We start from the raw sequence: 22946 nt of genomic DNA, 5'->3' as shown, positions 1-22946 counted from the left end.
GGTCACAGCTTGTAGCGGAAGCCGAGCAGGTACTGCCGGCCGTACTCGGTGTATTCCTCGGGGAAGAACAGGTCCGGGTGCGTGCCGGAGCTGACTTCGGTGCGGAAGGGTTCGTTGTTGACGTTGTTCACCTGGAACAGGATCGAAAGACCCGACAGGCGACTGGACTCCGGGAAGTCGTAGCCCAGCTGGAGGTCGATGGTGCGTTCGTTCAAGGTGTAGCGGTACGTGCGCTGGTTGAAGATCGAGCCGTACTCACCACGGTAGGGATCGCGGAAGCGCTGGCTGACGCGTGCGGAGAAGCCGTGCTTCTCGTAGTACACCGTGGCGTTGGCGACGATCTTGGACAGACCCGGGAACGTGTCGGTACCCGAACCGATGCCCGGGCCATCGGGGTCGATCGACGACTCCGTATACGACGCATTGAGCAGCAGGCCGAAACCGTCGAGCGCATCATGGATCAGCTCGCCACCGAGCGCGGTGGAGAACTCATAGCCGCGCATGTAGCCGCCGGTGCCGTTGGCCGGCGTCGAGAACACGCCGATGTTGGACGCGGGCGGCTCATCGCCTTCGTAGTCGTAGCCGGAGAAATCCCAGGGGATCTCGCGCGTATAGATGTACGAGTCCATGTCCTTGTAGAACGCCGCCAGCGCGACATAGCTCGCTTCGCCGAAGTACTTCTCGATCGAGAGATCATAGGCATTGGCGCGGTACGGCTCGAGCGCCGGATTGCCGCCGCTGCCGCGCCACTCGGACGGACCGCCCTGCGAGGTCTGCACGTAGACACTGGCGCGCGCACCCATGTCGTTGATGCGCGCGCGCATCATCTCGCGGGCCGCGCCGAAGCGAACGTTCCATCCGTTGCCGAAGTCGGCCACCAGGTTCAGGCTGGGCAGGATGTCGCCGTACGACGCGCCCGCCGTGCCGGCCACCAGCGCCTGGCCGTCCTCGTTCTGCTGGATGACGACACCTTCGGAGGTCTGCTCGGTACGGATGTACTGCACACCGGCATTGCCGCGCAGGCGGACCGTATCGGTGAGGTCCATGTCCAAGTTGGCCTTGAAGTAGAACGTCTTCACATCCTCATCGGTGATCGCGTCCTTCTGCAGGTCGTCGTTGGACTCGCTGATGTACACGTCGTAGTAGCGTGACAGCAGTGCGCGCGGATCGTAAGTGATGACATGGCCCATGCCGGCGAAGCCAAGATCCGTGGGCGAGGAAAGCAGCGAGGGGTCGATCAGCGTCGGCGTGCGACCCGGCAGGTCGGCGAAGTAAACCTCCGCGCTCTTCTCCTTGGTGCGCTTGCAGACGTGGAAGCCGGCATCCCAGCTGCGCAGGAAGTCGGAGGACTCGATCACGTGGTTGACGGCCACGCGGAACGCCTTCATTTCATCCTTCTGGTGGCTGTCCTCAAGGCGGCCGTCGTGGCCCCAGCTCTGCGGGTCGCGCAGGTACACCGCGGAGGGATCCGACATGTCGGGCAGTGCGTAGTAGCCGTAGCCGGGCGACAGGCGCACGCGGAAATCGGCCGAGACGCCACCCAGACGGCCCGCATAGGTTTCGAGTTTCGAGTCCTCGACCTTGGCGCGCGAGTAGCTGAGGTCGCTGGTCAGCGTCCACGTGTCGTTGATCTTGAACTCGTTGTTCCAGCCCGCCGAGAACAGGCGCGACTCGCGGGTGTTGTTGTCGTTGCGGATCGCCGGCTGGATGCCGTTCAGCGTGCCGCCGGTGACCACCGGGGTGCCGTGGTAGTCCGTCGTGCTGACGTTGCTGTAACTGACCGCGCCGCCGTTGAACCAGGGGTCGTTGCTCCACATCGCACCGCGCATCCACTCTTCCTGGTCGAAGCGCGACGCATACACGTCCAGCACGCTGTGCCAGCGGTCGTTCGGCTTGAATTCCAGGACCGCCATGACGCCGTCGCGCGTGGTGTCGCGCGACTTCACCCAGGCCTCGGCACCCTGAAGGGCGATCGCGTCCGCCGGCTTGCCGGGCTGCGGTGCGCCCCACATGTCGGTGTTGGCCCACCACCACGACTTGTAGTGCTTCTCCTGGAACGGCGCGTCCATCCGCGCCACGCCGATGGCAAAGCCCACGGTATCGTCGGCGAACTGGTCCACGTACGACGCCGACACGCGATAGCCCTTGTTGTTTCCGCCCTCGGTCAGTTCGTCGAACGAGTTCAGTTCGCCCTGGCCGGTGAACACGATGCGCTGTTCGCCGAACGACAGCGGACGGATCGACTGCAGGTCGACAGTGCCCGAAATGCCCTGCCCGATCAGCGAGGCGTCCGGCGTCTTGTATACGGTGACGCCATTGATCAGCTCGGCGGGGTATTGGTCGAGTTCGACGCCGCGGTTGTCGCCGGTGGTGACCTGCTCGCGACCGTTGAGCAGCGTGCCTGCGAACTGCTCGGACATGCCGCGGATGTGGATGACCTGTCCGCGGCCATCAAGGCGCTGCATGGTCAGGCCCGGCAAGCGGGAGATCGAATCCGCGATGCTGATGTCGGGCAACTTGCCGATGTCTTCGGCGGAGATGGCCTCGACGATCGACGTGGATTCGCTCTTGGTTTCTACCGCAGTCGCGATGGCGGCACGAATGCCGGTGACCTTCACCGTATCCAGCGTTTCGACGGTCTGGTCGGAGGACGATGCCTGCGCGGCCTGCTGCGCCAGCGCCGTCATCGGAAGCGAGAGCGCCAGGCAGCACGCCATGGCCAGATGCTGCTTGCGCAGGGCGCGGCGCGGTGCGCGCAGGGCGACGCCCGCGATGTGGTTCGAGTACTGCATAGGGTCCCTCTCCGACCGTTGTTGACAGCGCTGTCATATACAAGCTCAAATGCAGTGTCAACAAATTCCTAACATCCCGCGACGCAGCGCGCGCACAGGATTGAATTTGCTCGACGCACTCCGACTCACATGAACTGTTTCGCTGCAATGCAGCACCCGCCAGCGCGGATTCCGGAGGGGATTCGCCACACCGAATCCGCATTACGGGAGGACTCCACCATGACGCGACTTTTTTTCCTGCAGCGACCGCTGCTGGCAGCCTGCATCGCCTCGTTTGCCGCCACGTTGGTTTCGCCTGTGCATGCGCAAGACGTATCCGTATGGATCACCACGGCCGACCATGCGACGGCATTGAAACCTTCAACCGCCGCTCGCTTCGGGGATGACAAGGCCGCGAAACTGTCGATCACCGTCGACGATGCACAACGTTTCCAGGAGATGGTCGGCTTTGGCGCGTCGCTCACGGATTCGTCCGCGTGGCTGATCCAGCACAAGCTCGATGCCGGCCAGCGCGATGCGTTGTTCAAGGAACTGTTCGGTCGCGACGGGAGTGGTCTAGGCCTGAGTTTCTCGCGCCTGACCATCGGCGCTTCCGATTTTTCGCGCCATCATTACAGCCTCGACGACACGCCGGACGGCAAGCCGGACCCCGAGCTCAAGCACTTCAGCATCGATCAGAATCGTGGCGACGTGATCCCGGTCGCGCGCGCGATGCTGGCCATCAACCCGCAGCTCAAGATCATGGCCTCGCCATGGAGTGCGCCCGGCTGGATGAAGGACAGCAATAGCCTGATCCAGGGCCGCCTGCTTCCCGAGTACTACGACGCGTTCTCGCGCTACTTGCTGAAGTACGTGGATGCCTATGCCGCGGAAGGCGTACCGATCTTCGCACTGACCGTGCAGAACGAGCCCGACTACGAGCCGAAGGATTATCCGGGGATGCGCCTCAATGCGCCTGCGCGTGCGCGACTCATCGGCGACCATCTTGGGCCGATGATCGCGCGGCGCGGCAATGGACCGTTGCTGTTCGACTGGGACCACAATTGGGACAAGCCGGAGGAACCGCTGGGCGTGTTGTCCGACCCCGCCGCCGGCAAGTACGTCGACGCGGTGGCATGGCACTGCTATGGCGGCGACGTGGCGGCGCAATCGCCGGTCCACGAGGCGTTCCCCGACAAGGACGCCTACATGACCGAGTGTTCGGGTGGCGACTGGGAACCGGTGCGTAGCGGTGGGCTGCCGCTGCAGGCGAAGAACATCATCATCCGCAGCGCGCGGAACTGGGCGCGCGGCGCACTGTTCTGGAACCTGGCCCTGGACGAGAGCAACGGCCCTTACGCCGGGGGCTGCCATACCTGCCGCGGCGTAGTGACCATCGACTCGCGCACCGGCGCCATCACACGCACCGATGAGTACTACGCCCTAGCGCATGCCAGCCGGTTCGTGCGCCCGGGCGCGCACCGCATCGCGTCCACCGAGTCCGGCGGCGAGCTGGACAACGTGGCCTTCCGCAACGCGGACGACGGCTCGTTGGTATTGCTCGTCACCAACGCCGCCAAGCAGGCGCGTCGTTTCTCTGTCGACCAGGGCGGCGCGCGCTTCTCCTACACCCTGCCTCCGCGCAGCCTGGCAACCTTCGTATGGACGCCTGACGCAGTGCAACAAGACTGATCGAGGCGGATCACCTGCACCGCACCGTCGTCCGAGTCGCCATACGCCGTAGTATCCTGCCGCTTTCCACGATGGAGCCGCGGCATGATGCGTCGTATTCCCCTGCTGGGCCTGGTGCTGGTGTCGATCCTGTTGGCCGGCTGCGGCAGCGGCATGGTGCGGCGTGTGTCCGACCCCGCCATCAGCGTCCAGCAACTCACCGTGAAGGCGGATGGCCAATGGATCGTGGAGCTGCGCCTGCAGAATTACAGCAGCATTCCGATGCGCTTCGACAGCGTGAAGGTCGATGTGCAGGTGGGCGATCAGGCGGCCGGCACGTTGCAGGCCACCCCCGCCCTGTCGGTCGGCCCCGAGTCCGCCGACGTGGTGAGTGTGCCCTTCAACCCACCGAGCGCGGCGCGCATCGTCGTCGCCGACGCACTCGCCGGGCGTCGTGCCCTGTCCTACACGTTGAAGGGCACCGCCAGCGCAGCACCTGAAGACAAGAAGGTCCGCACCTTCGACGTCGATGCCCGCAATACCCTCAATCCTGTTCCCGGCCTGGACGGCGTGCTGCGCTGAGCCGCACACCGCCCCTTCCCGCATCTCGAGATCCTGCATGAGCGCGTCCTACAAAGCCCCCCTCACCGACATCCGTTTCGCCCTGTACGACGTGCTGGGCGTCGAGCCGCTCTTCCAGCGCCTCGGCTACCCCGACGCCACGCGCGACATCCTCGATGCAGTGCTCGACGAAGCGGCGCGCTTTTCCGAGACCGTGCTGGCACCGCTGAACAGCGTGGGCGACGAGATCGGCAGCACGCTGGACACGTCCACCGGCGACGTGACGACGCCGCCGGGCTTCAAGGCGGCGTACGCGCAGTTCATCGAGGGTGGCTGGACCGGCCTGACGGCCTCGCCCGACTTCGGCGGCCAGGGCCTGCCGCACACCATGGGCGTGCCGCTCAACGAACTGGTCAACGCCAGCAACCTGGCCTGGGGCAACTTCCCGTTGCTGTCGCACGGTGCGGTGGAAGCGCTGAAACACCACGGCGAAGCCTGGCAGCAGGAGGTCTTTCTGAAGCCACTCGTCGAAGGCCGCTGGACCGGCACGATGTGCCTCACCGAACCGCATTGCGGCACCGACCTGGGCCTGTTGAAGACCAAGGCCAAACCCAACGCCGACGGCAGCTATGCGATCACCGGCACCAAGATCTTCATCACCGCGGGCGAGCACGACCTGACCGACAACATCGTGCACCTGGTGCTGGCGAAGCTGCCCGATGCACCGCCCGGACCGAAGGGCATCTCGCTGTTCGTCACGCCGAAGTTCAAGGTGGCGAAAGACGGCACCTTGGGCGAGCGCAATGCGCTGTCTTGCGGGTCGATCGAACACAAGATGGGCATCAAGGCATCGGTGACCTGCGTGATGAACTTCGACGGGGCGCAGGGCTATCTCGTCGGTCAGCCCCACAAGGGACTGCAGGCAATGTTCACCATGATGAATACCGCGCGGCTGGGCGTCGGCCTGCAGGGCATCGGCTTGAGTGAACGCGCCTACCAGAACGCGCTGCGCTACGCGCGCGACCGCCTGCAGACGCGATCGCTGAGCGGCCCGAAGTTTCCCGACAAGCCAGCCGACCCGATCATCGTGCATCCCGACGTGCGCCGCATGTTGCTGACGATCAAGTCGCTGATCGAGGGCAGCCGCTTGCTCGCGCTGCATGCCGGCACCCTGATCGATGTGGCCAACCATGCCGAGGACCCGGCCGAGCGCGAACGGGCCGACACGCTGGTCAGCTTCCTCACGCCGATCTCGAAGGCCTGCCAGACCGAATGGGGCATCGAGAACACCTACCACGCACTGCAGTGCTTCGGCGGCCACGGCTACATCCATGAGCACGGCATGGAGCAACTGGCGCGCGACGCACGCATCACGACCCTGTACGAAGGCACGACCGGCATCCAGGCACTGGACCTGATGAGCCGCAAGACGGCGGCCACCCAGGCGGCAGGCCTGAAGCTGTTCCTCGCCGAGGTGCATGCGTTCGCCCAGCAGCACAAAGACGACGCAACGCTGCGCGAGTTCATCGATCCGCTGCAGCAGAAGGCCGCCGAGTGGGCCGGCCTGACGAAGAAGGTGCTGGAGCGCGCGGCCACGAATCCGGAGGAGATCGGCGCCGCGAGTACCGACTACCTGTTCTATTCCGGCTACGTCGTGCTGGCGTATTGGTGGGCGCGCAGCGTGGCCGCAGCGGATGCCTCCACGCATGGCGAGGCCTTCAAACAGGCCAAGCGCGAAACCGCGCGCTTCTACTTCGCCCGCATCCTGCCGCGCACGCTGGCGCACGCCGCCGCGATCGAGTCGGGTGCGGACACGCTGATGGCAATGGACGACGCGCGCTTCGGCGACTGATGCGCGATGCCGGGGGAGCGCAAGGCGCGCTCCCCCGATGAAATACCTGCGCGAGATACACATTTCGTCAACATTTGGGTATAACCTGCTTCTCCATGGAAGCAGACAGAGCTCAGCTTCACCTGGTCCAGGCCGGTTTCCCGCAACCACCGGCCCCGCCCCCGTCGTCTCCGCGTCCCCACCCCGCTGCCCTCCGCCTGCTGTCGCTCGACGCGCACGGCCGCGTGCTCGACTGGATCAACTGGCAGGACGCCACCTGCCTGTATGCCCGCGGCGCGGTCGCCTGGACGCTCGGCGAACCCTGCCTGCACGTGCACGGCGGCTTGAGCCGACTGACCGGCGAACAGAGCCTGATCGAACTGCATCCCATCGTGGCCTCCCGCGGCCACGCGCGGGCGCATGCGCTGTCGCCGACGCCCACGCTGACCAACACCGCCCTCTTCGCCCGCGATGCGCACCTGTGCCTGTATTGCGGCCACGAATTCTCGCGCCCGCACCTCACGCGCGACCATGTGCTCCCTATTTCCAAGGGCGGCAAGGACGTGTGGGAGAACGTCGTGACAGCGTGCTTCCACTGCAACTCGCGCAAGAGCAACCGCACGCCGCAGCAGGCCCACATGCCGCTGCTGGCCGTGCCGTACCGGCCGAGCTGGATCGAGCACCTGATCCTGTCCAACCGCAACATCCTGGCCGACCAGATGGCGTTCCTGAAGGCCCAATTGCCGAAGAAGTCGAAGCTTTCGGCCTGATTTTGCGGTCCTTCGACCGGCGCGGCAGCTAGCGCGCACCCGCAGTTTCCTGAACCCCGCACCCGGCTTCCGGCCGGCTTCACCCCTTTGCTTGCCCCGCTTCACACAAGAGGGGGAAAATAGCGGGCCAGACCAATACCAGCCCGATGATCGACGCCGCCCGCTACCCCCGCCTTTCCCGGATCCAGATCCCCGCCGACCTGCGCCAGTTCGACGAATCCGAACTGCCTGCCATCGCCGAGGAACTGCGCGGCTACCTGATCGAATCGGTCGGCCGCAGCGGCGGCCACTTCGGCGCCGGACTGGGGGTGATCGAGCTGACGGTCGCGCTGCACTATCTGTTCGAGACGCCGAACGATCGCCTGGTGTGGGACGTCGGCCACCAGTGCTATCCGCACAAGATCCTCACCGGCCGCCGGGAGACCATCCATACCGTCAAGCAGAAGGACGGCGTGGCGCCATTCCCGAAGCGCGAGGAAAGCGAGTACGACACGTTCGGCGTAGGCCATTCGTCCACGTCGATCTCGGCCGCGCTGGGCATGGCCATCGCGCTGGCGCAGCAGGGCGACGACCGCAAGGTGGTCGCGGTGATCGGCGACGGCGCGATGACGGCCGGCATGGCCTTCGAAGCGCTGAACCATGCCGGCGGCATGGAGCCCGAACCCAACCTGCTGGTGATCCTCAACGACAACCAGATGTCGATCTCCGAGAACGTCGGCGGTCTGACCAAGATGCTGGGCCGGCTGAGCAGCAGCCGCACGCTCAACGCGTTGCGAGAGGGCGGCAAGAAGCTGCTCGGCGACAAGAAGAAGCCGCCGGCCCGTTTCATGCGCCGCTGGGAAGAACACTGGAAGGGCATGTTCGTGCCCTCGACGCTGTTCGAGCAGATGGGCTTCCACTACACCGGACCCATCGACGGACACGATGTCGAAGCGCTGGTCGGCGCGTTGAAGACGCTCAAGACCCTCAAGGGCCCGCAGCTGCTCCACATCCTGACCACCAAGGGCAAGGGCTACGAGTTGGCCGAAGGCGACCAGATCGGCTATCACGCCGTGGGCCCGTTCGATCCCGAGAAGGGCCTGGTCAGCAAAGGCGGCGCGAAGAAGCCCACGTACACGGACATCTTCAGCGACTGGCTGTGCGACATGGCCGCTGCGGAACCCAAGCTGCTGGGCATCACCCCCGCCATGCGCGAAGGCTCGGGCCTGGTGCGCTTCAGCAAGGAGTATCCGGAGCGCTACTTCGACGTCGCCATCGCCGAACAGCATGCCGTGACCCTGGCCGCAGGCATGGCCTGCGAGGGCAGCAAGCCGGTAGTCGCGATCTATTCGACCTTCCTGCAGCGCGGCTACGACCAACTGGTGCACGACGTCGCCATCCAGCAGTTGGACGTGCTGTTCGCCATCGACCGCGGCGGCGTGGTCGGCCCCGACGGCGCCACGCATGCCGGCAACCTGGACCTCAGCTACTTGCGCTGCGTGCCGCACATGGTGGTCATGGCGCCGGCGGACGAGAACGAGTGCCGGCAGATGCTCAGTACCGGTTACCACTTCAACGGCCCCGCCGCCGTGCGCTACCCGCGCGGTACGGGCCCTGGCGTGGCGCTGCAATCGAACCTGGATACGTTGCCGATCGGCAAGGCCGAGCTGCGTGCGCGTGGCACGCGCGTGGCGCTGCTTGCGTTCGGCTCGACCGTCGCGGCTGCCGAGCAGGCGGGCCGCGAGTTGGGCCTCACCGTGGTGAACATGCGCTTCGTGAAACCGCTGGACCGCGACCTGATCCTCGAGTTGGCGAAGAGCCACCAGGGCTTCGTTACCATCGAGGACAATGTGGTGATGGGCGGCGCGGGCTCCGGCGTGGCCGAGCTGCTCAATGCCGAAGGCATCGTGCTGCCCGTCCTGCACCTGGGCCTGCCTGACGAGTTCCAGCACCACGCCAGTCGCGAGGATCTGCTCGCCGAGGCCGGCATCGATGCCGCCGGCATCCGCGCCAGCGTGCTCAGGCGCTGGCCCCAGCTGGGCGCCGGCCAACCCGCGATGACGGCGGCGGGCTGACGCCTGCGGCAACGCGCCGGATCACTCCGGCGCTTCGACCTCGTAACCCTTGGCCTGCAGAGCGGCGAGATAACCTCCCGGCTTGACCAGCTGCCAGACCGGCACCGTGGCAAAGGTGATCCGGTTTTTCTGCAACGCGCCTTCCGCGATCTCCATCCAACGCGCCTGCATGCGCGCTTCGATGTCGGAAATGCCGCGCTTGCGCGCCGTCTCGGTGTTGAACCAGGCGGTTGCGCACGCCTGCTGCCAATCCTGCCGCGCCCCGGAACGCAGCGCCGGCCAGTCCCCCACCGCCCAGGCATTGGCACGCGCAGCGACCTGTGGCAGATCGCCCTCGATGACATCGAGCGTCTTGCTGAAGCAGGCGAGATCTTCGGGCTTGAGTGTTTCCTTGCGGAAGTCCGCCAGCGCCCCACGCGGATCCTCCAACTTGACCTCCAACAGCGTGGGCGTGCGCTTCATCTTTCGCTGCTTCAGCACCGCAGTGATGACGGGATCGATCACGCCGCCCTCGCGCAGGCCGGCATCCGACAGGGCTTCGGAGTAAAGCTGGAACGCCGCGATCAGCGGACGCTTCTTCTCGATGCCCCCGTCACGTCCCATGTGCCGCTGCTTGAGCGCGCTCCATCGGGCGTACAACTCCGGCGGCAGGACGTCCTGCAGCTTCTGTCCGTCAGGGTTCTTGGAGGCCTTCATCGCGGACGGCAGCAAGGTCAATCCCCGGAAAAAGCCGATATCGGCACCGACAGTGACGCCCGGCGAAGCCAGCACCTCGTCCGCGAGTTCCAGCACCTGGTCGACCTCATCGGAGCGCCAGGTGATGTTCTTGGGCAACGGCGACTGCGTGCCCAGCACGTACATGAGGTGATCGCCATGGCGCACTTTCCACAAGCCAGGACCGGGCTGCACGCCGGCGACCACCACGGTATCCATTTCGATGACGCCGTCCTTATCCATCACGACGGTCGCATCCGGAGGTGACTCAACCTCCTGCGCGCAGGTCGTATCGGCGATCAGCAACGACAGGCACAGCATTCCGTAAAGCGGCACGCGCATCCAGGCGACTCCATGCGGAAGATGCCGAGAGTGTGCCCGTGCAGCGAGTGTGCCGAGCATGCCGGCGCGATGCGCCGGGGGTATTCGTTCAGGCGACCTTGCCGCCCGCGTCGAGCAGATGGCGGGCGACTTCGCTGCCCGCCTGCATCAGCTCGAAACCCTTCCAGGAAAAGCCTGGCGACACCGAGCAGTCGACCAGCGTGTAGTCGCCCAGCGAACGCGCGCTCTGCCAGATCCCGGCCGGCACTACCTGGTTGGCTTGGCCGCCGCGCGCGGAGGTGTCCAACTGGACCCGGGTGAGCGTGCGTTGCTCGGGGTCGAACAGCGACAGCTCCATCGCCCCGCCTTCGCTCCAGTCCCAGACCTCGGTCGCATCGACGCGGTGCCAGCGACTGGTCACCCCGGCCGGCAACAGGAACTTGATGGCGGTGAGCGTCGGCCGCTCGATGCCATTCACTTCGGTGCGCTTGGCCGACTCGTAGATGCGCCGGAAGTAGCCGCCCTCGGGGTGCGGCATCAGCTGCAGCGTCTGGATCAGTTCGTCGGCGCGTGTCGGCATGCGGCGATCCTAACCAGCGCCCGTGCGTTTGTCTCGTGAAAGAAACAAAAAAGCCCGCGAGGCGGGCTTTCGTGCGACAGATGCCGCGAATTGGTCGGGGTAGCCGGATTTGAACCGACGACCACTTGTCCCCCAGACAAGTGCGCTACCAGGCTGCGCTATACCCCGGATGGGTCCGCCGTGAGGCGGGCGCTGATTATACCGGCATTGCCGCGCCCATTCCTAGGCGCGTGCGGCGCGCTCAGCGGCGCAACAACTGCAGGATTTCTTCCAGCTCCATGCGCACCTGGCGCACGATCTGGTGGCTCAGCGCGGCTTCCTGCTTCGCGCCCTCGCCTTCCAGGCGCAGGCGGGCGCCGCCGATGGTGTAGCCCTGTTCGTACAGCAGGCTGCGGATCTGGCGCACCATCAGCACGTCGTGGCGCTGGTAGTAACGGCGGTTGCCGCGGCGCTTGGCCGGTTCCAGGCTGGGAAACTCGGTCTCCCAGTAACGCAGCACGTGCGGCTTCACGTCGCAGAGTTCGCTGACCTCACCGATGGTGAAGTAGCGCTTGGCCGGGATCGGCGGAAGCTCGCGGTTACTGCCCGGATCCAGCATACGTTTCCACCCGCTCCTTGAGTTTCTGGCCCGGCCGGAACGTCACGACGGTCCGGGCCGAGATCGGGATTTCCTCGCCGGTCTTCGGGTTGCGGCCGGGGCGCTGGTTCTTGCGGCGCAGGTCGAAGTTGCCGAAACCGGACAGCTTCACCTGGCGCCCCTGTTCCAGGGCTTCGCGCAGGACGTCGAAGTAGGCGTCGACGAATTCCTTCGCCTCGCGCTTGTTCAGACCGACCTCGTCAAAGAGACGTTCGGCCATCTCTGCCTTCGTCAACGCCATGGATTACTGCTTCCCCGTTGCGGCCGTCGCCGGCCTTGCCACTGCCTTCACACCGTTCATCCGCGGATCCGGGCGCCGTGCGCCTCGCCGATCGCGGCCACCACCGTGGCCACTACCTGCTCCACGTCGCGGTCGGTCAGAGTGCGTGAGTTGTCCTGCAAAATCAAGCCCATAGCGAGACTCTTTTGTCCCGATTCGACCCCCTGCCCGACGTACCGGTCGAACAGCAGGATGTCCCGCAACAGTGGGCCTGAGGCCGTCCGCACCGTGGCTGCGATGGCCGTCCAGGGCACGTCGTCGGCGACGACGAACGCGAGGTCCCGGCGGACGGACGGGTACCGCGACAGCTCCCCGGCACGCGACAACGCGCGGGCGCTGAGCGGCGCCAGATCCACTTCGAACGCGAACACATCCGCATCCAGGTCCAGGGCGCGCTGCAGGCGTGGATGCAGCTGGCCGATCCAGCCGATCTTCTCGCCGTCGCGGTAGATGTCGGCCGAGCGGCCGGGGTGGCCATGCGAGGCGCGGGACGGGCGGAATTCCAAGGTGGCGCCGGACAGCGCCGCGACGCTCTCGAGATCGCCCTTCAGGTCATGGAAATCGACCTTGCAGGTCGGCACGCCCCATTGTTCGCCCACTGCATCACCGATCACCGCGGCAGCCAGGCGGGTGGTCTCGCGCGGCGCCGCACCGGCCACCGCCTCGAAAACGTTGCCGATCTCGAACAGGCGCACGCGACCCGCCTGCCGGGCGGCATTGCGCTGCAGCGCGGCCACGACACCCGGCAACAGCGCCGTCCGCATCACGGCCAGTTCCGCGCTCAACGGATTGGCCAGCGGTACCGCACCTTCCGACAACTGCCATTGCGTGAGCCACTGCGCGTCAACGAACGCGAAGTTGACGGTTTCCATGCAGTCACGCGCCGCCAACTGGCGGCGCACGACACCGGCCTCCACGCGCGTCTCGCTCGGCGAGGCGATGCGCGTCGCGCCACCGGGCAACGTGGTGGGCACGCGGTCGTAGCCATGGATGCGGGCGAGTTCTTCGATGAGGTCTTCTTCGATCGCGATGTCGAAACGGCGCGTCGGCGCCACGACGCTCCAGCCCTCGGCGACCGCCGCTGCCTGCAGGCCCAGCGCATGCAGGATGCGCTCGACCTCGGCGTCCGCGATTTCCACGCCCAGCACACGGCTGATACGCGCGCGACGCAGGCGGATCGCCGTCGGCGCGGGCAGATGCTCGGCATGCTCGACCACCGTCGTCGGGCCCGGCGTACCGCCGGCGATATCGAGGATCAGGCGGGTCGCGTACTCCACGGCCACGCGCGGCAGCTCGGGGTCGACGCCGCGTTCGAAACGGTGGCCAGCATCGGTATGCAAGCCCAGCTTGCGGCTGCGGCCGATGATGGCCGACGGGATCCAGTGCGCGGCTTCGAGGAAGACATTCGTCGTCGCGTCGGTCACACGCGTATCGAGACCACCCATGATGCCGCCCAGGGCGACGGCGCGCGCGGCACGGCCTCCGCGGCTGTCCGACACCACCAGGAAGTCGTCATCCAGCGACACGGTACGGCCGTCCAGCAGCTTGGCCTCCTCGCCGGCGCGCGCGGGACGCACGACGACCGGGCCCTCGAGCGCGTCGCGGTCGAAGGCATGCATCGGCTGGCCCAGTTCGAGCATCACGTACTGGGTGACGTCCACCAGGAAGCTGATCGGGCGTACGCCACTGCGGCGCAGGCGCTCGGCCATCCACACCGGCGTGGCCACCCGTGCGTTGACGCCTTCGATCACGCGGCCAGCGAAGCGCGGCACCTTCGCACCGGCCTCCAGCGCAACTTCCATCGTTACCGGGCTCTGCGCCGGCACCGGTGCGGCGTCCAGCGGCTTCACTTCGCTGCCCAGCGAGGCCGCCACGTCGTACGCGATACCGCGCACACTGAAGCAGTCGGCGCGATTCGGCGTGAGCTTGATCTCGATGCTGGCATCGGGCAGGCCGAGGTAGTCGGCGACCGGCATGCCGACGGGCGCGTCCGCGGGCAGTTCCAGCAGACCGGAGGCATCGGCGTCGATGCCGAGCTCCTTGGCCGAGCACAGCATGCCGTTCGATTCCACGCCCCGCAGCTTGGCCGCCTTGATGGCGATGCCGCCGACGTTGGCGCCGACCATCGCCAGCGGCGCGATCAGACCCGGACGCGCGTTCGGCGCGCCGCAGACGATCTGCAACAGGCCGCCCTGCCCCGCATCCACCTGGCAGACCTGCAGGCGATCGGCTTCGGGATGCTTCGCGCATTCGACGATGCGCGCCACCACCACGTTCGACAGGCCATCGCCCAACGCGGTGACGTCTTCGACCTCCAGGCCGATCGCGGTCAGCGTCGCGGAAAGTTCGTCGCGGGTGGCCTGGGCAGGAACATGGCTGCGCAACCAGTTTTCAGAAAACTTCATCGTTCGTGATCCGTAGGGCGGGCCCGGGCCCGCCGTCTTCAAGAGTCAGGTGTCGTCGTGCCGGCGGAGCGTTAAGCGAACTGCCGCAGGAACCGCACGTCGTTCTCGAAGAACGCGCGCAGGTCGTTGACGCCGTAGCGCAGCATCGCGAAGCGCTCGACGCCCAGGCCGAACGCAAAGCCGGTGTAGCGCTCCGGATCGATGCCGCAGTTGCGCAGCACATTCGGGTGCACCATGCCGCAGCCCAGCACTTCCAGCCAGCGCGTGCTGCCGTCCGGCTGCTGCCAGGCGATGTCGACTTCCGCACCCGGTTCGACGAACGGGAAGTAGCTGGGGCGGAAGCGCATCTCGAAATCGCGCTCGAAGAACGCGCGCACGAACTCGGCCAGCGTGCCCTTGAGGTCGGCGAACGTGGAGTGCTCGTCGACCAGCAGGCCTTCGACCTGGTGGAACATCGGCGAATGGGTCTGGTCGCTGTCGCTGCGGTACACCTTGCCCGCCGCGATCATGCGCAGCGGCGGCTGGTGCGCGTCCATGTAGCGCACCTGCACTCCGGAGGTATGCGTGCGCAGCAGGCGGCCATCGCCGAAGTAGAACGTGTCGTGCATGGCACGCGCCGGATGGTGCGGCGGGAAATTCAGCGCCTCGAAGTTGTGCCAGTCGTCCTCGATCTCCGGACCGTCGGCCAATTCGTAGCCCAGGCGGCCGAAGATGTCGGCGATGCGCTCCAACGTGCGACTGATGGGATGCAAGCCGCCGCGCGTGCCGTTACGGCCTGGCAAGGTGATGTCGATGGTTTCGCCCGCCAGGCGAGCGTCGAGTGCAGCGTCTTCCAGGATCGCCTTGCGGGCCGAAAGCGCGTCACCGATGGCATCGCGCGCGCGATTGATCGCTTCGCCGGCCGCCTTGCGCTGGTCGGCGGGCAACGCGCCCAACTGCTTCAGCTGCGTGGTGACACTGCCACTCTTGCCGAGGAGGGCGACACGCAGCTGCTCCACCGCATCCGGCGACTGCGCCGCCGCGATGTCGGACAGGGCTTGCGTGGACAGGGCCTCGATTTCGCTCATGGACGATCCTGGTTGCCGCGGCCCGTACCGGCGCCGCAAAAAACAATGGGGAAGGACTCGCGCCCTTCCCCACGTGTTCCCGACGATGGACTGCCGGAGTGCTTTACGGTGGAGACGCGGCTTACGCCGCGAGTGCGCCCTTCGCCTTTTCAGCCAGGGCCGCAAAACCGGTCGCGTCGTGCACGGCGATGTCCGCCAGCACCTTGCGGTCCAGGGTGATGCCAGCCTTCAGCAGGCCGTTCATGAAACGGCTGTAGCTGAGACCGTTCAGACGGGCAGCCGCGTTGATGCGGGTGATCCACAGCGAACGGAAGTTGCGCTTCTTCTGCTTGCGGCCGATGTAGGCGTACTGACCCGCCTTGATGACCGCCTGCTTGGCGACGCGGAACACCTTGCGACGGGCGTTGTAGTAGCCCTTGGCCAGGTGGAGGACTTTCTTGTGACGGCGACGCGCCGTCACGCCACGCTTAACTCGTGCCATGTCTCAAATCCTCAGAGGTAGGGAAGCATGCGGTTCAAACGGCCGCTGTCCTCGGCGCGAATGATATTCGTCGCACGCAGGCCGCGCTTACGCTTGGTCGCTTTCTTGGTGAGGATGTGGCTACGGTTGGCGTGGCCAGCCTTGAACTTGCCGGATGCGGTCTTGCGAAAACGCTTCGCCGCCGCCCGGTGGGTCTTGATCTTGGGCATTGCTATGTCCTTGACGGGTTTATGTCACTGATCCGGGCGGCAGTCTGACGACCACGCTTTCCATCCATGCCCATATCGGCTTGTAAGTCGTTGATTCCAGGACGGAATCAACGACGGGTCCATCGGCTGCGAGCAGCCTCCCGGCGTACCGGGCCGCGTATTATGCCCGCTGCGGTTTTCTCTTGCAAATCCGGCCACTTAGCCCGGGGACTGGTGGCGGCCGGCAACAGAAAGGGCGCCTTGCGGCGCCCTCCCGGTGACCCTGCGCCCGGAGGCGGCCGGGATCACTTCTTCTTCGGCGCGATCATCATGACCATCTGGCGGCCTTCGAGGCGCGGACGGGACTCGATGACGATCTCGTCGCCCAGCTCCGCTTCGATGCGGGCGGCCATCTCGCGACCCAGCTCCTGGTGGCTCATTTCGCGGCCACGGAAGCGGATGTTGACCTTGACCTTGTCGCCCTCTTCCAGGAAGCGGCGGATATTGCGCATCTTGATCTGGTAATCGCCCTCGTCGGTGACGGGACGGAACTTCAGTTCCTTGATCTCGACCTGCTTCTGCTTCTTCTTGGCCTCGTTGGCCTTCTTCTGCATTTCGAACTTGAACTTGCCGAAGTCCATGATCTTGCAGACGGGCGGTTCGGCATTGGGCTGGATCTCGACCAGATCCAGGCCTTCTTCCTCCGCCTTGGCCAGGGCTTCGTCGCGCGTAAGCACGCCGATCATCTCGCCATCGGAACCGATCACGCGCACCCGCGGCACGCGGATCTCGTGGTTTTTACGGTTTTGCTTGTTGTCAGGGATGCTGATGTTGCAGTCTCCAGGGATGAGTGCGCCGGCCCTCGAAGGACCGGAACCAATTATTGCGCGGCGTGCTCGTTCCGCAAACGTTCGGCGAAGGCGGCAACGGACATGCTGCCGAGATCTTCTCCCGAACGCGTACGCACGGCGATGGCGCCATTTTCCTTCTCGCGGTCTCCGACCACCAGCAGGTATGGCACCCGCTGCAGCGTGTGCTCGCGAATCTTATAGCCGATCTTCTCGTTCCGCAAATCCGCTGCCACCCGGAAGCCTTGATTTGCAAGGGTTTTCCGGACTTCGGCCACGTAGTCGGCCTGGGCGTCGGTGATGTTCATCACCACGGCCTGCTGGGGGGCCAGCCAGGACGGGAATGCACCAGCATGGTGCTCGATCAGGATGCCGATGAACCGCTCCATCGAGCCCACGATGGCCCGGTGCAGCATGACCGGCTGCTGGCGCTGGCTGTTCTCGTCCACGTACTCGGCGCCGAGGCGGCCCGGCATCATGAAGTCGACCTGCATCGTGCCCAGCTGCCAAGTCCGGCCGATCGCATCCTTCAGGTGGTACTCGATCTTCGGACCGTAGAAGGCGCCCTCACCCGGCAGCTCCTGCCACTCGACCCCGCAGCTGCGCAGGGCGGCGCGCAGGGCGGCCTCGGCCTTGTCCCAGGTGGCGTCGTCGCCCAGGCGGGAATCGGGGCGCAGGGCGATCTTGATCTGGATGTCTTCGAAACCGAAGTCCGAGTACACCTTCAGCGCCTGCTGGTGGAACGCCGTGACCTCGGCCTCGATCTGGTCTTCCGTACAGAAGATGTGGCCGTCGTCCTGGGTGAAGCCACGCACGCGCAGGATGCCGTGCAGCGCGCCCGACGGCTCGTTGCGATGGCAAGCGCCGAACTCGCCGTAGCGGATCGGCAGGTCCCGGTAACTGTGCAGACCCTGGTTGAACACCTGCACATGGCCGGGACAGTTCATCGGCTTGACCGCGTAGGTGCGGTTCTCCGACTCGCTGAAGAACATGTTTTCCTTGTAGTTGTCCCAGTGGCCGGACTTCTTCCACAAGGCGACGTCGAGGATCTGCGGGCAACGCACTTCCTGGTACCCGCTGTCGCGGTAGACCTTGCGCATGTACTGCTCGACCACCTGCCAGATGGCCCAGCCCTTCGGGTGCCAGAACACCAGGCCCGGCGCCTCTTCCTGCAAATGGAACAGCTCCTGCTGCTTGCCGATCTTGCGATGGTCGCGCTTCTCGGCTTCCTCGACCCGCTGGATGTAGGCCTCCAACTGCTTCTTGTCGGCCCAGGCCGTGCCGTAGATGCGCTGCAGCTGCTCGTTTTTCGCGTCGCCGCGCCAGTAGGCGCCGGAGATGCGGGTCAGCTTGAATGCCTTCAGGAAGCGCGTGTTGGGCACGTGCGGGCCGCGGCACATGTCCACGTATTCCTGGTGGTAGTACAGACCCATGGCCGTCACTTCAGGCCCCATGTCCTCGATCAGGCGCAGCTTGTACTCCTCGCCACGCGCCTTGAACACGTCCACCACCTCCGCGCGGGGCGTCATCTTCTTGATGACGTCGTAGTCCTGCGCGATCAGCTCCTGCATGCGCTGCTCGACCGCCGCCAGGTCTTCCGGCGTGAACGGGCGCTCGCTGTAGATGTCGTAGTAGAAGCCTTCGGCGATGACCGGGCCGATGACCATCTTCACGTCCGGGTACAGCTGCTTGACCGCGTGGCCGACCAGGTGCGCGCAGGAGTGGCGGATGATCTCCACGCCCTCTTCGTCCTTCGGCGTGATGATCCGCAGCGCGGCATCATGGTCGATGACGTCGCTGGCATCGACCAGCACGCCATCGACGGCACCGGCGACGGTGGCCTTGGCCAGGCCGGCGCCGATGGACTGGGCCACCTGCATGACGGAGACGGGATTCTCGAACTCGCGGCGGCTGCCGTCGGGGAGCGTGATCGTGATCATCGGGTACGGACTCGATTGGGAGGGGCGCCAGCGCTCGGGGCAGCCAGGCAGGGAAGCGGACATGAAAAAAGCGCCGCGAGGGCGCCTACGGGATGCAGTGCCTCGGGCAGTACCAGGTTCAGGCGGTGGTAGTGCTCATGTCGCACGCTCGGCCGGCGTTTCCGCGGGCCACCTCGTGAATGCGGATGGCGCGAAGGGAAGGCCCGGCTTGCCGGAATCCACGCTTTGGAAGCGTGGTGGGCGGTACAGGGTTCGAACCTGTGACCCCTACCATGTCAAGGTAGTGCTCTACCGCTGAGCTAACCGCCCGGTCTTGCCCTTTGCAGGGGCGCGAATTCTAGCCCGGAAGCGGGGTCGCCGACAACCAGGGGCCGTGCCCGGCGTTTCAACCGCCGAGGCTGGCCTCCTTGAGCCGCTGGATCTGGTCACGCAGGCGCGCAGCGTCCTCGAACTCCAGGTCGCGGGCGTGCTGGTACATCTGCTGCTCCAGCAGCTTGATCCTGGCCACTGCCTTCGCCGGATCCATCACGCCGTACTCGGCAGGCTCCTCGGCCACGCGCCGCGCCTTACCCCGGCCACCCTTGCCTTCACTGGCGGCCTCGCTGCGCGCGCCTTCCAGGATGTCCACGATGGGCCTGGCCACGGACTGGGGCGTGATGCCATGCGCTTCGTTGTACTCCACCTGCTTCTCGCGGCGACGGCTGGTCTCGTCCATCGCTGCCTGCATCGAGCGGGTGATCCGGTCCGCGTAGAGGATCGCCTTGCCGCGGAGGTTGCGCGCGGCGCGGCCGATGGTCTGGATCAGCGAGCCGGTCGACCGCAGGAAGCCCTCCTTGTCCGCGTCCAGGATCGCCACCAGCGAGACCTCGGGCATGTCCAGGCCCTCGCGCAGCAGGTTGATGCCGACCAACACGTCGAACTTGCCCAGGCGCAAGTCGCGGATGATCTCCACGCGCTCGACCGTGTCCACGTCCGAATGCAGATAGCGCACCTTGATGCCGTGGTCTCCCAGGTACTCGGTGAGGTTTTCGGCCATCCGCTTGGTCAGCGTGGTGACCAGCACGCGATCGCCCCATCCCACACGCTCGTTGATCTGCGACAACAGGTCGTCGACCTGCGTACCGACCGGGCGGATCTCCACCTCAGGGTCGATCAGGCCCGTCGGGCGCACGACCAGTTCGACGATCTCGTCGCTGGATTCACGCAGTTCGTACGGCCCCGGCGTCGCCGACACGTAGATGCTGCGCGGCGAGCGGGCTTCCCACTCTTCGAAGCGCAGCGGCCGGTTGTCCAGCGCCGACGGCAAACGGAAGCCGAACTCCACCAGCGTCTCCTTGCGCGACCGGTCTCCCTTGTACATGGCGCCGATCTGCGGGATGGTCACGTGCGATTCGTCGATGACCAGCAACGCGTCGGCGGGCAGGTAGTCAAACAGCGTCGGCGGTGGTTCTCCGGGGGCCTTGCCGGTCAGGTGGCGGGAGTAGTTCTCGATGCCGGAACAGAAGCCCACTTCCGCCATCATTTCCACGTCGAACTGGGTGCGCTGCGCCAGACGCTGCGCCTCCACCAGCTTGTTCTGTGCATAGAGCTGCTCAAGCCGATCCTTCAGCTCGACCTTGATCGTGTCGATGGCGGCCAGCACGCGCTCACGCGTCGTGGCGTAGTGCGTCTTGGGATAGACGGTATAACGCTGCAGCTTGCGCAACGACTCGCCAGTGAGTGGATCGAACAAGCTAAGCCCCTCGACCTCGCCGTCGAACAGTTCGATGCGCACGGCCTCCGCATCGCTTTCGGCAGGATGGACATCGATGATCTCGCCCCGCACCCGGAAGGTACCGCGTTGCAGCTCGTACTCGTTGCGGGTGTACTGCAACTGGGTCAGGTGCCGGATCAGGTCGCGCTGATCGATGCGCTCGCCCAGCGACAGTATCAAGCGCAGGGACAGATAGTCTTCCGGCGCACCCAAGCCATAGATTGCGGATACCGTGGCCACCACCAGCGCGTCGGGGCGCGACAGCAGCGTCTTCGTCGCCGCCAGCCGCATCTGCTCGATGTGTTCGTTGATCGAGCTGTCCTTCTCGATGAAGGTGTCGCTGGCCGGCACGTAGGCTTCCGGCTGGTAGTAGTCGTAGTAGCTGACGAAATATTCGACCGCGTTGTGCGGGAAGAAGGCCTTGAACTCGCCGTACAACTGCGCCGCCAGCGTCTTGTTGGGCGCCATGACCAGGGTCGGCTTCTGGATCCGCTGTACCACATTGGCGATCGTGTAGGTCTTGCCTGAGCCGGTCACGCCCAGCAGCGTCTGCTTGGCCACACCGGCCTCGAAGTTGTCCGACAGCTTATCGATGGCCTGAGGCTGGTCACCTGCCGGGGAATAGGGCGAAACAAGCTGGAAACGGTCGGTCATTTCAGGTCGCCGGGGAGCCGACCAATGAGTATAGCGGCGCTATCGTGAGCGCTTCGCGGGCGATTTCCTACACGCGGACAAGGGCTGACCTGATGGCGCATTGCTCGTGGCGAACCGAGGCTGGACTTGCCGAATGAATCAAGGAGATACGACATGGCAAGGATGCCAGCGTCGGTGGACCAGCCCGCTCCGCCCCTACCCCATCGCCACTCGCGTGGCGTAACGCTCATCGAGATGATTGTCGCCATGTCGGTCGTCGCGATCCTGGCTGCGCTCGCCGTCCCGTCCTTCCGGGCTCTCTCTAAGCGCAACCGGGTGGACACCACCCTGCACCTATTGACCTCCCACTTCGCTTCCGCGCGCATCGCCGCGATCACGCACAACGTTCCCGTCGTCATCTGTCCTAGCGGGGGAGACGGCACTTGCCGACAGGACAGCGACTGGAGCGACCACTGGCTGACTTTTCGGGATCCGGACGGCAATCGCCAGCCCGATGAAACGATTGACCTCTACCGGAACGATCCGGCACCCCGAAGCCCGAGGCTTCGCATCTACTCCACAGCGGGGAGGCGCGAACTGAGGTACCTCCCGACCGGCTACAGCTCCGGGAGCAATCTGACCTTGCGCGTCTGCTACGACGGTGAAGTCAGCGGCCTGGTGGTCGTCAACAACGCTGGCCGCGTGCGCACCGCACGCCCCAAGGGATCCGAGCCTTGCGGCGAAGCTCCGGACAGCCTTTGAATTCAAGGTTTTGCGGGCGCCCCCCTGCTGATCCAGTGAAGCACCCGCCCTATCCCGCTCGAATGACTTGCCCCGGCACGGAACCCGCCGCTACAATACGCGCCCCGCCCGAATAGCTCAGCCGGTTAGAGCACTTGACTGTTAATCAGGGGGTCGTTGGTTCGAGTCCAACTTCGGGCGCCAGATAAATGCAAAAAACCCGCGCTGAAAGGCGCGGGTTTTTTGTTGGGCGGGTTCACCAGCATTGATCCGCGGAGGTGGCGGTCCCTCCTTCACCTCTGACACCTTGCTGATTGATCGAGAGCGTGCCGCAGAGCGTGTCCCGGGAAGCCTGCGCGCCCGAGGGAACAATCTGCAGCGAATAGGTTTTCGCAGCAGGCGTGCCGACAAAGCTGGGTTGCGCATAGTGCGCCCGCACCTCCGCATCACAGTCAGGGCGCGGCGCATTGACGTAGGACAAGTTGGTCGTGTAGTAGCGCTCCATGAACTGCGCTCCTTGCTGGAGACAGGAAGCCGCCGCCGCTCGTCGGGATTTCACCACCTGGTCCTGGTAGCTCGATACGGCGATCGTCGCGAGGATGCCCACGATCGCGATGACGACGAGCAGTTCTATCAACGTGAATCCTGCCGCGGGATGGCCGCCGCCCGTGAAAAGCCGCTTCATGCTTGTATCCCCCTG

General features: G+C 65.5%; 19 protein-coding genes and 3 tRNA genes. 7 read left to right on the top strand and 15 right to left on the bottom strand.

The window, feature by feature from the left end; translation table 11 throughout:
- Positions 1–2: 2 nt before the first annotated feature.
- A complete protein-coding gene (locus tag ACSION_RS06595; RefSeq protein WP_435305358.1) occupies positions 3–2792 on the bottom strand; it encodes a TonB-dependent receptor in 2790 nt (929 codons plus the stop codon).
- Between the two features lie 219 nt (positions 2793–3011).
- On the opposite strand from ACSION_RS06595, the gene ACSION_RS06590 reads away from it, so the two are divergent.
- From ACSION_RS06590 to dxs, 5 genes are all read left to right on the top strand, one after another.
- Positions 3012–4463, top strand: coding sequence for a glycoside hydrolase family 30 protein (locus ACSION_RS06590; protein ID WP_435305357.1), 1452 nt, complete (start codon positions 3012–3014; stop codon positions 4461–4463).
- A gap of 84 nt (positions 4464–4547) precedes the next feature.
- Positions 4548–5024, top strand: a complete 477-nt coding sequence (locus ACSION_RS06585) for an LEA type 2 family protein (RefSeq protein WP_435305356.1) — start codon at positions 4548–4550, stop codon at positions 5022–5024.
- A gap of 37 nt (positions 5025–5061) precedes the next feature.
- The gene (locus ACSION_RS06580) at positions 5062–6855 is read left to right on the top strand and encodes an acyl-CoA dehydrogenase C-terminal domain-containing protein (RefSeq protein ID WP_435305355.1); all 1794 of its coding nucleotides are present in this window, start codon (positions 5062–5064) and stop codon (positions 6853–6855) included.
- Positions 6856–6950: 95 nt separating this feature from the next.
- Positions 6951–7604 (top strand): HNH endonuclease, encoded by a 654-nt coding sequence (locus ACSION_RS06575; protein WP_435305354.1) that lies wholly within the window; start codon positions 6951–6953, stop codon positions 7602–7604.
- Positions 7605–7750: 146 nt separating this feature from the next.
- Entirely contained in the window at positions 7751–9658 is a 1908-nt protein-coding gene (dxs, locus tag ACSION_RS06570; protein WP_435305353.1) for a 1-deoxy-D-xylulose-5-phosphate synthase, read from the top strand.
- Between the two features lie 21 nt (positions 9659–9679).
- On the opposite strand, the gene ACSION_RS06565 is transcribed toward dxs, so the two are convergent.
- The 13 genes from ACSION_RS06565 to uvrB form a co-directional block, all read right to left on the bottom strand.
- Positions 9680–10714, bottom strand: coding sequence for a TraB/GumN family protein (locus tag ACSION_RS06565; RefSeq protein ID WP_435305352.1), 1035 nt, complete (start codon positions 10712–10714; stop codon positions 9680–9682).
- 88 nt (positions 10715–10802) lie between these two features.
- Entirely contained in the window at positions 10803–11273 is a 471-nt protein-coding gene (locus ACSION_RS06560) for a cupin domain-containing protein (RefSeq protein WP_056878221.1), read from the bottom strand.
- Between the two features lie 91 nt (positions 11274–11364).
- Positions 11365–11441: transfer RNA gene (locus ACSION_RS06555), tRNA-Pro, on the bottom strand.
- A 73-nt stretch (positions 11442–11514) separates the two neighbouring features.
- Positions 11515–11871, bottom strand: coding sequence for a MerR family transcriptional regulator (locus ACSION_RS06550; protein ID WP_056878218.1), 357 nt, complete (start codon positions 11869–11871; stop codon positions 11515–11517).
- Positions 11852–12151 carry an integration host factor subunit alpha gene (locus ACSION_RS06545; protein ID WP_055936063.1) on the bottom strand — a complete coding sequence of 100 codons (300 nt, stop codon included), beginning with the start codon at positions 12149–12151 and terminating at the stop codon, positions 11852–11854. Before ACSION_RS06545 ends, ACSION_RS06550 begins: the two co-directional genes overlap by 20 nt.
- A 56-nt stretch (positions 12152–12207) precedes the next feature.
- Positions 12208–14595, bottom strand: a complete 2388-nt coding sequence (pheT, locus tag ACSION_RS06540) for a phenylalanine--tRNA ligase subunit beta (protein WP_435305351.1) — start codon at positions 14593–14595, stop codon at positions 12208–12210.
- A 71-nt stretch (positions 14596–14666) separates the two neighbouring features.
- On the bottom strand, positions 14667–15662 hold the full coding sequence (gene pheS, locus ACSION_RS06535; protein WP_435305350.1) for a phenylalanine--tRNA ligase subunit alpha: 996 nt from the start codon (positions 15660–15662) through the stop codon (positions 14667–14669).
- A 121-nt stretch (positions 15663–15783) separates the two neighbouring features.
- Positions 15784–16143: a 50S ribosomal protein L20 gene (gene rplT / locus ACSION_RS06530; protein WP_056878215.1), complete on the bottom strand. Its 360-nt coding sequence runs from the start codon at positions 16141–16143 to the stop codon at positions 15784–15786.
- A gap of 11 nt (positions 16144–16154) precedes the next feature.
- Complete coding sequence (gene rpmI, locus ACSION_RS06525; protein WP_014160066.1) at positions 16155–16352, bottom strand: 50S ribosomal protein L35; 198 nt, start codon at positions 16350–16352, stop codon at positions 16155–16157.
- Between the two features lie 284 nt (positions 16353–16636).
- Positions 16637–17161 (bottom strand): translation initiation factor IF-3, encoded by a 525-nt coding sequence (infC, locus tag ACSION_RS06520; protein WP_435306670.1) that lies wholly within the window; start codon positions 17159–17161, stop codon positions 16637–16639.
- A 50-nt stretch (positions 17162–17211) separates the two neighbouring features.
- Complete coding sequence (thrS, locus tag ACSION_RS06515; protein WP_093490361.1) at positions 17212–19119, bottom strand: threonine--tRNA ligase; 1908 nt, start codon at positions 19117–19119, stop codon at positions 17212–17214.
- Positions 19120–19353: 234 nt separating this feature from the next.
- Positions 19354–19428, bottom strand: a tRNA-Val gene (locus tag ACSION_RS06510).
- A 76-nt stretch (positions 19429–19504) separates the two neighbouring features.
- The gene (gene uvrB, locus ACSION_RS06505) at positions 19505–21526 is read right to left on the bottom strand and encodes an excinuclease ABC subunit UvrB (RefSeq protein WP_435305349.1); all 2022 of its coding nucleotides are present in this window, start codon (positions 21524–21526) and stop codon (positions 19505–19507) included.
- A 153-nt stretch (positions 21527–21679) separates the two neighbouring features.
- Between uvrB and ACSION_RS06500 the strand changes: the two genes are divergently transcribed.
- On the top strand, positions 21680–22267 hold the full coding sequence (locus ACSION_RS06500) for a GspH/FimT family pseudopilin (RefSeq protein WP_435305348.1): 588 nt from the start codon (positions 21680–21682) through the stop codon (positions 22265–22267).
- A gap of 106 nt (positions 22268–22373) precedes the next feature.
- A tRNA-Asn gene (locus ACSION_RS06495) sits at positions 22374–22450 on the top strand.
- 52 nt (positions 22451–22502) lie between these two features.
- On the opposite strand, the gene ACSION_RS06490 is transcribed toward ACSION_RS06495, so the two are convergent.
- A complete protein-coding gene (locus tag ACSION_RS06490; RefSeq protein ID WP_435305347.1) occupies positions 22503–22931 on the bottom strand; it encodes a type IV pilin protein in 429 nt (142 codons plus the stop codon).
- Between the last annotated feature and the right edge of the window lie 15 nt (positions 22932–22946).

Origin of the sequence: Pseudoxanthomonas sp. LjRoot125 (genome assembly GCF_964252705.1) — a bacterium.
Taxonomy (GTDB): domain Bacteria; phylum Pseudomonadota; class Gammaproteobacteria; order Xanthomonadales; family Xanthomonadaceae; genus Pseudoxanthomonas_A.
Note: the sequence above shows the minus strand (reverse complement) of the source record. Positions and strands in the feature narration are given on the sequence as shown.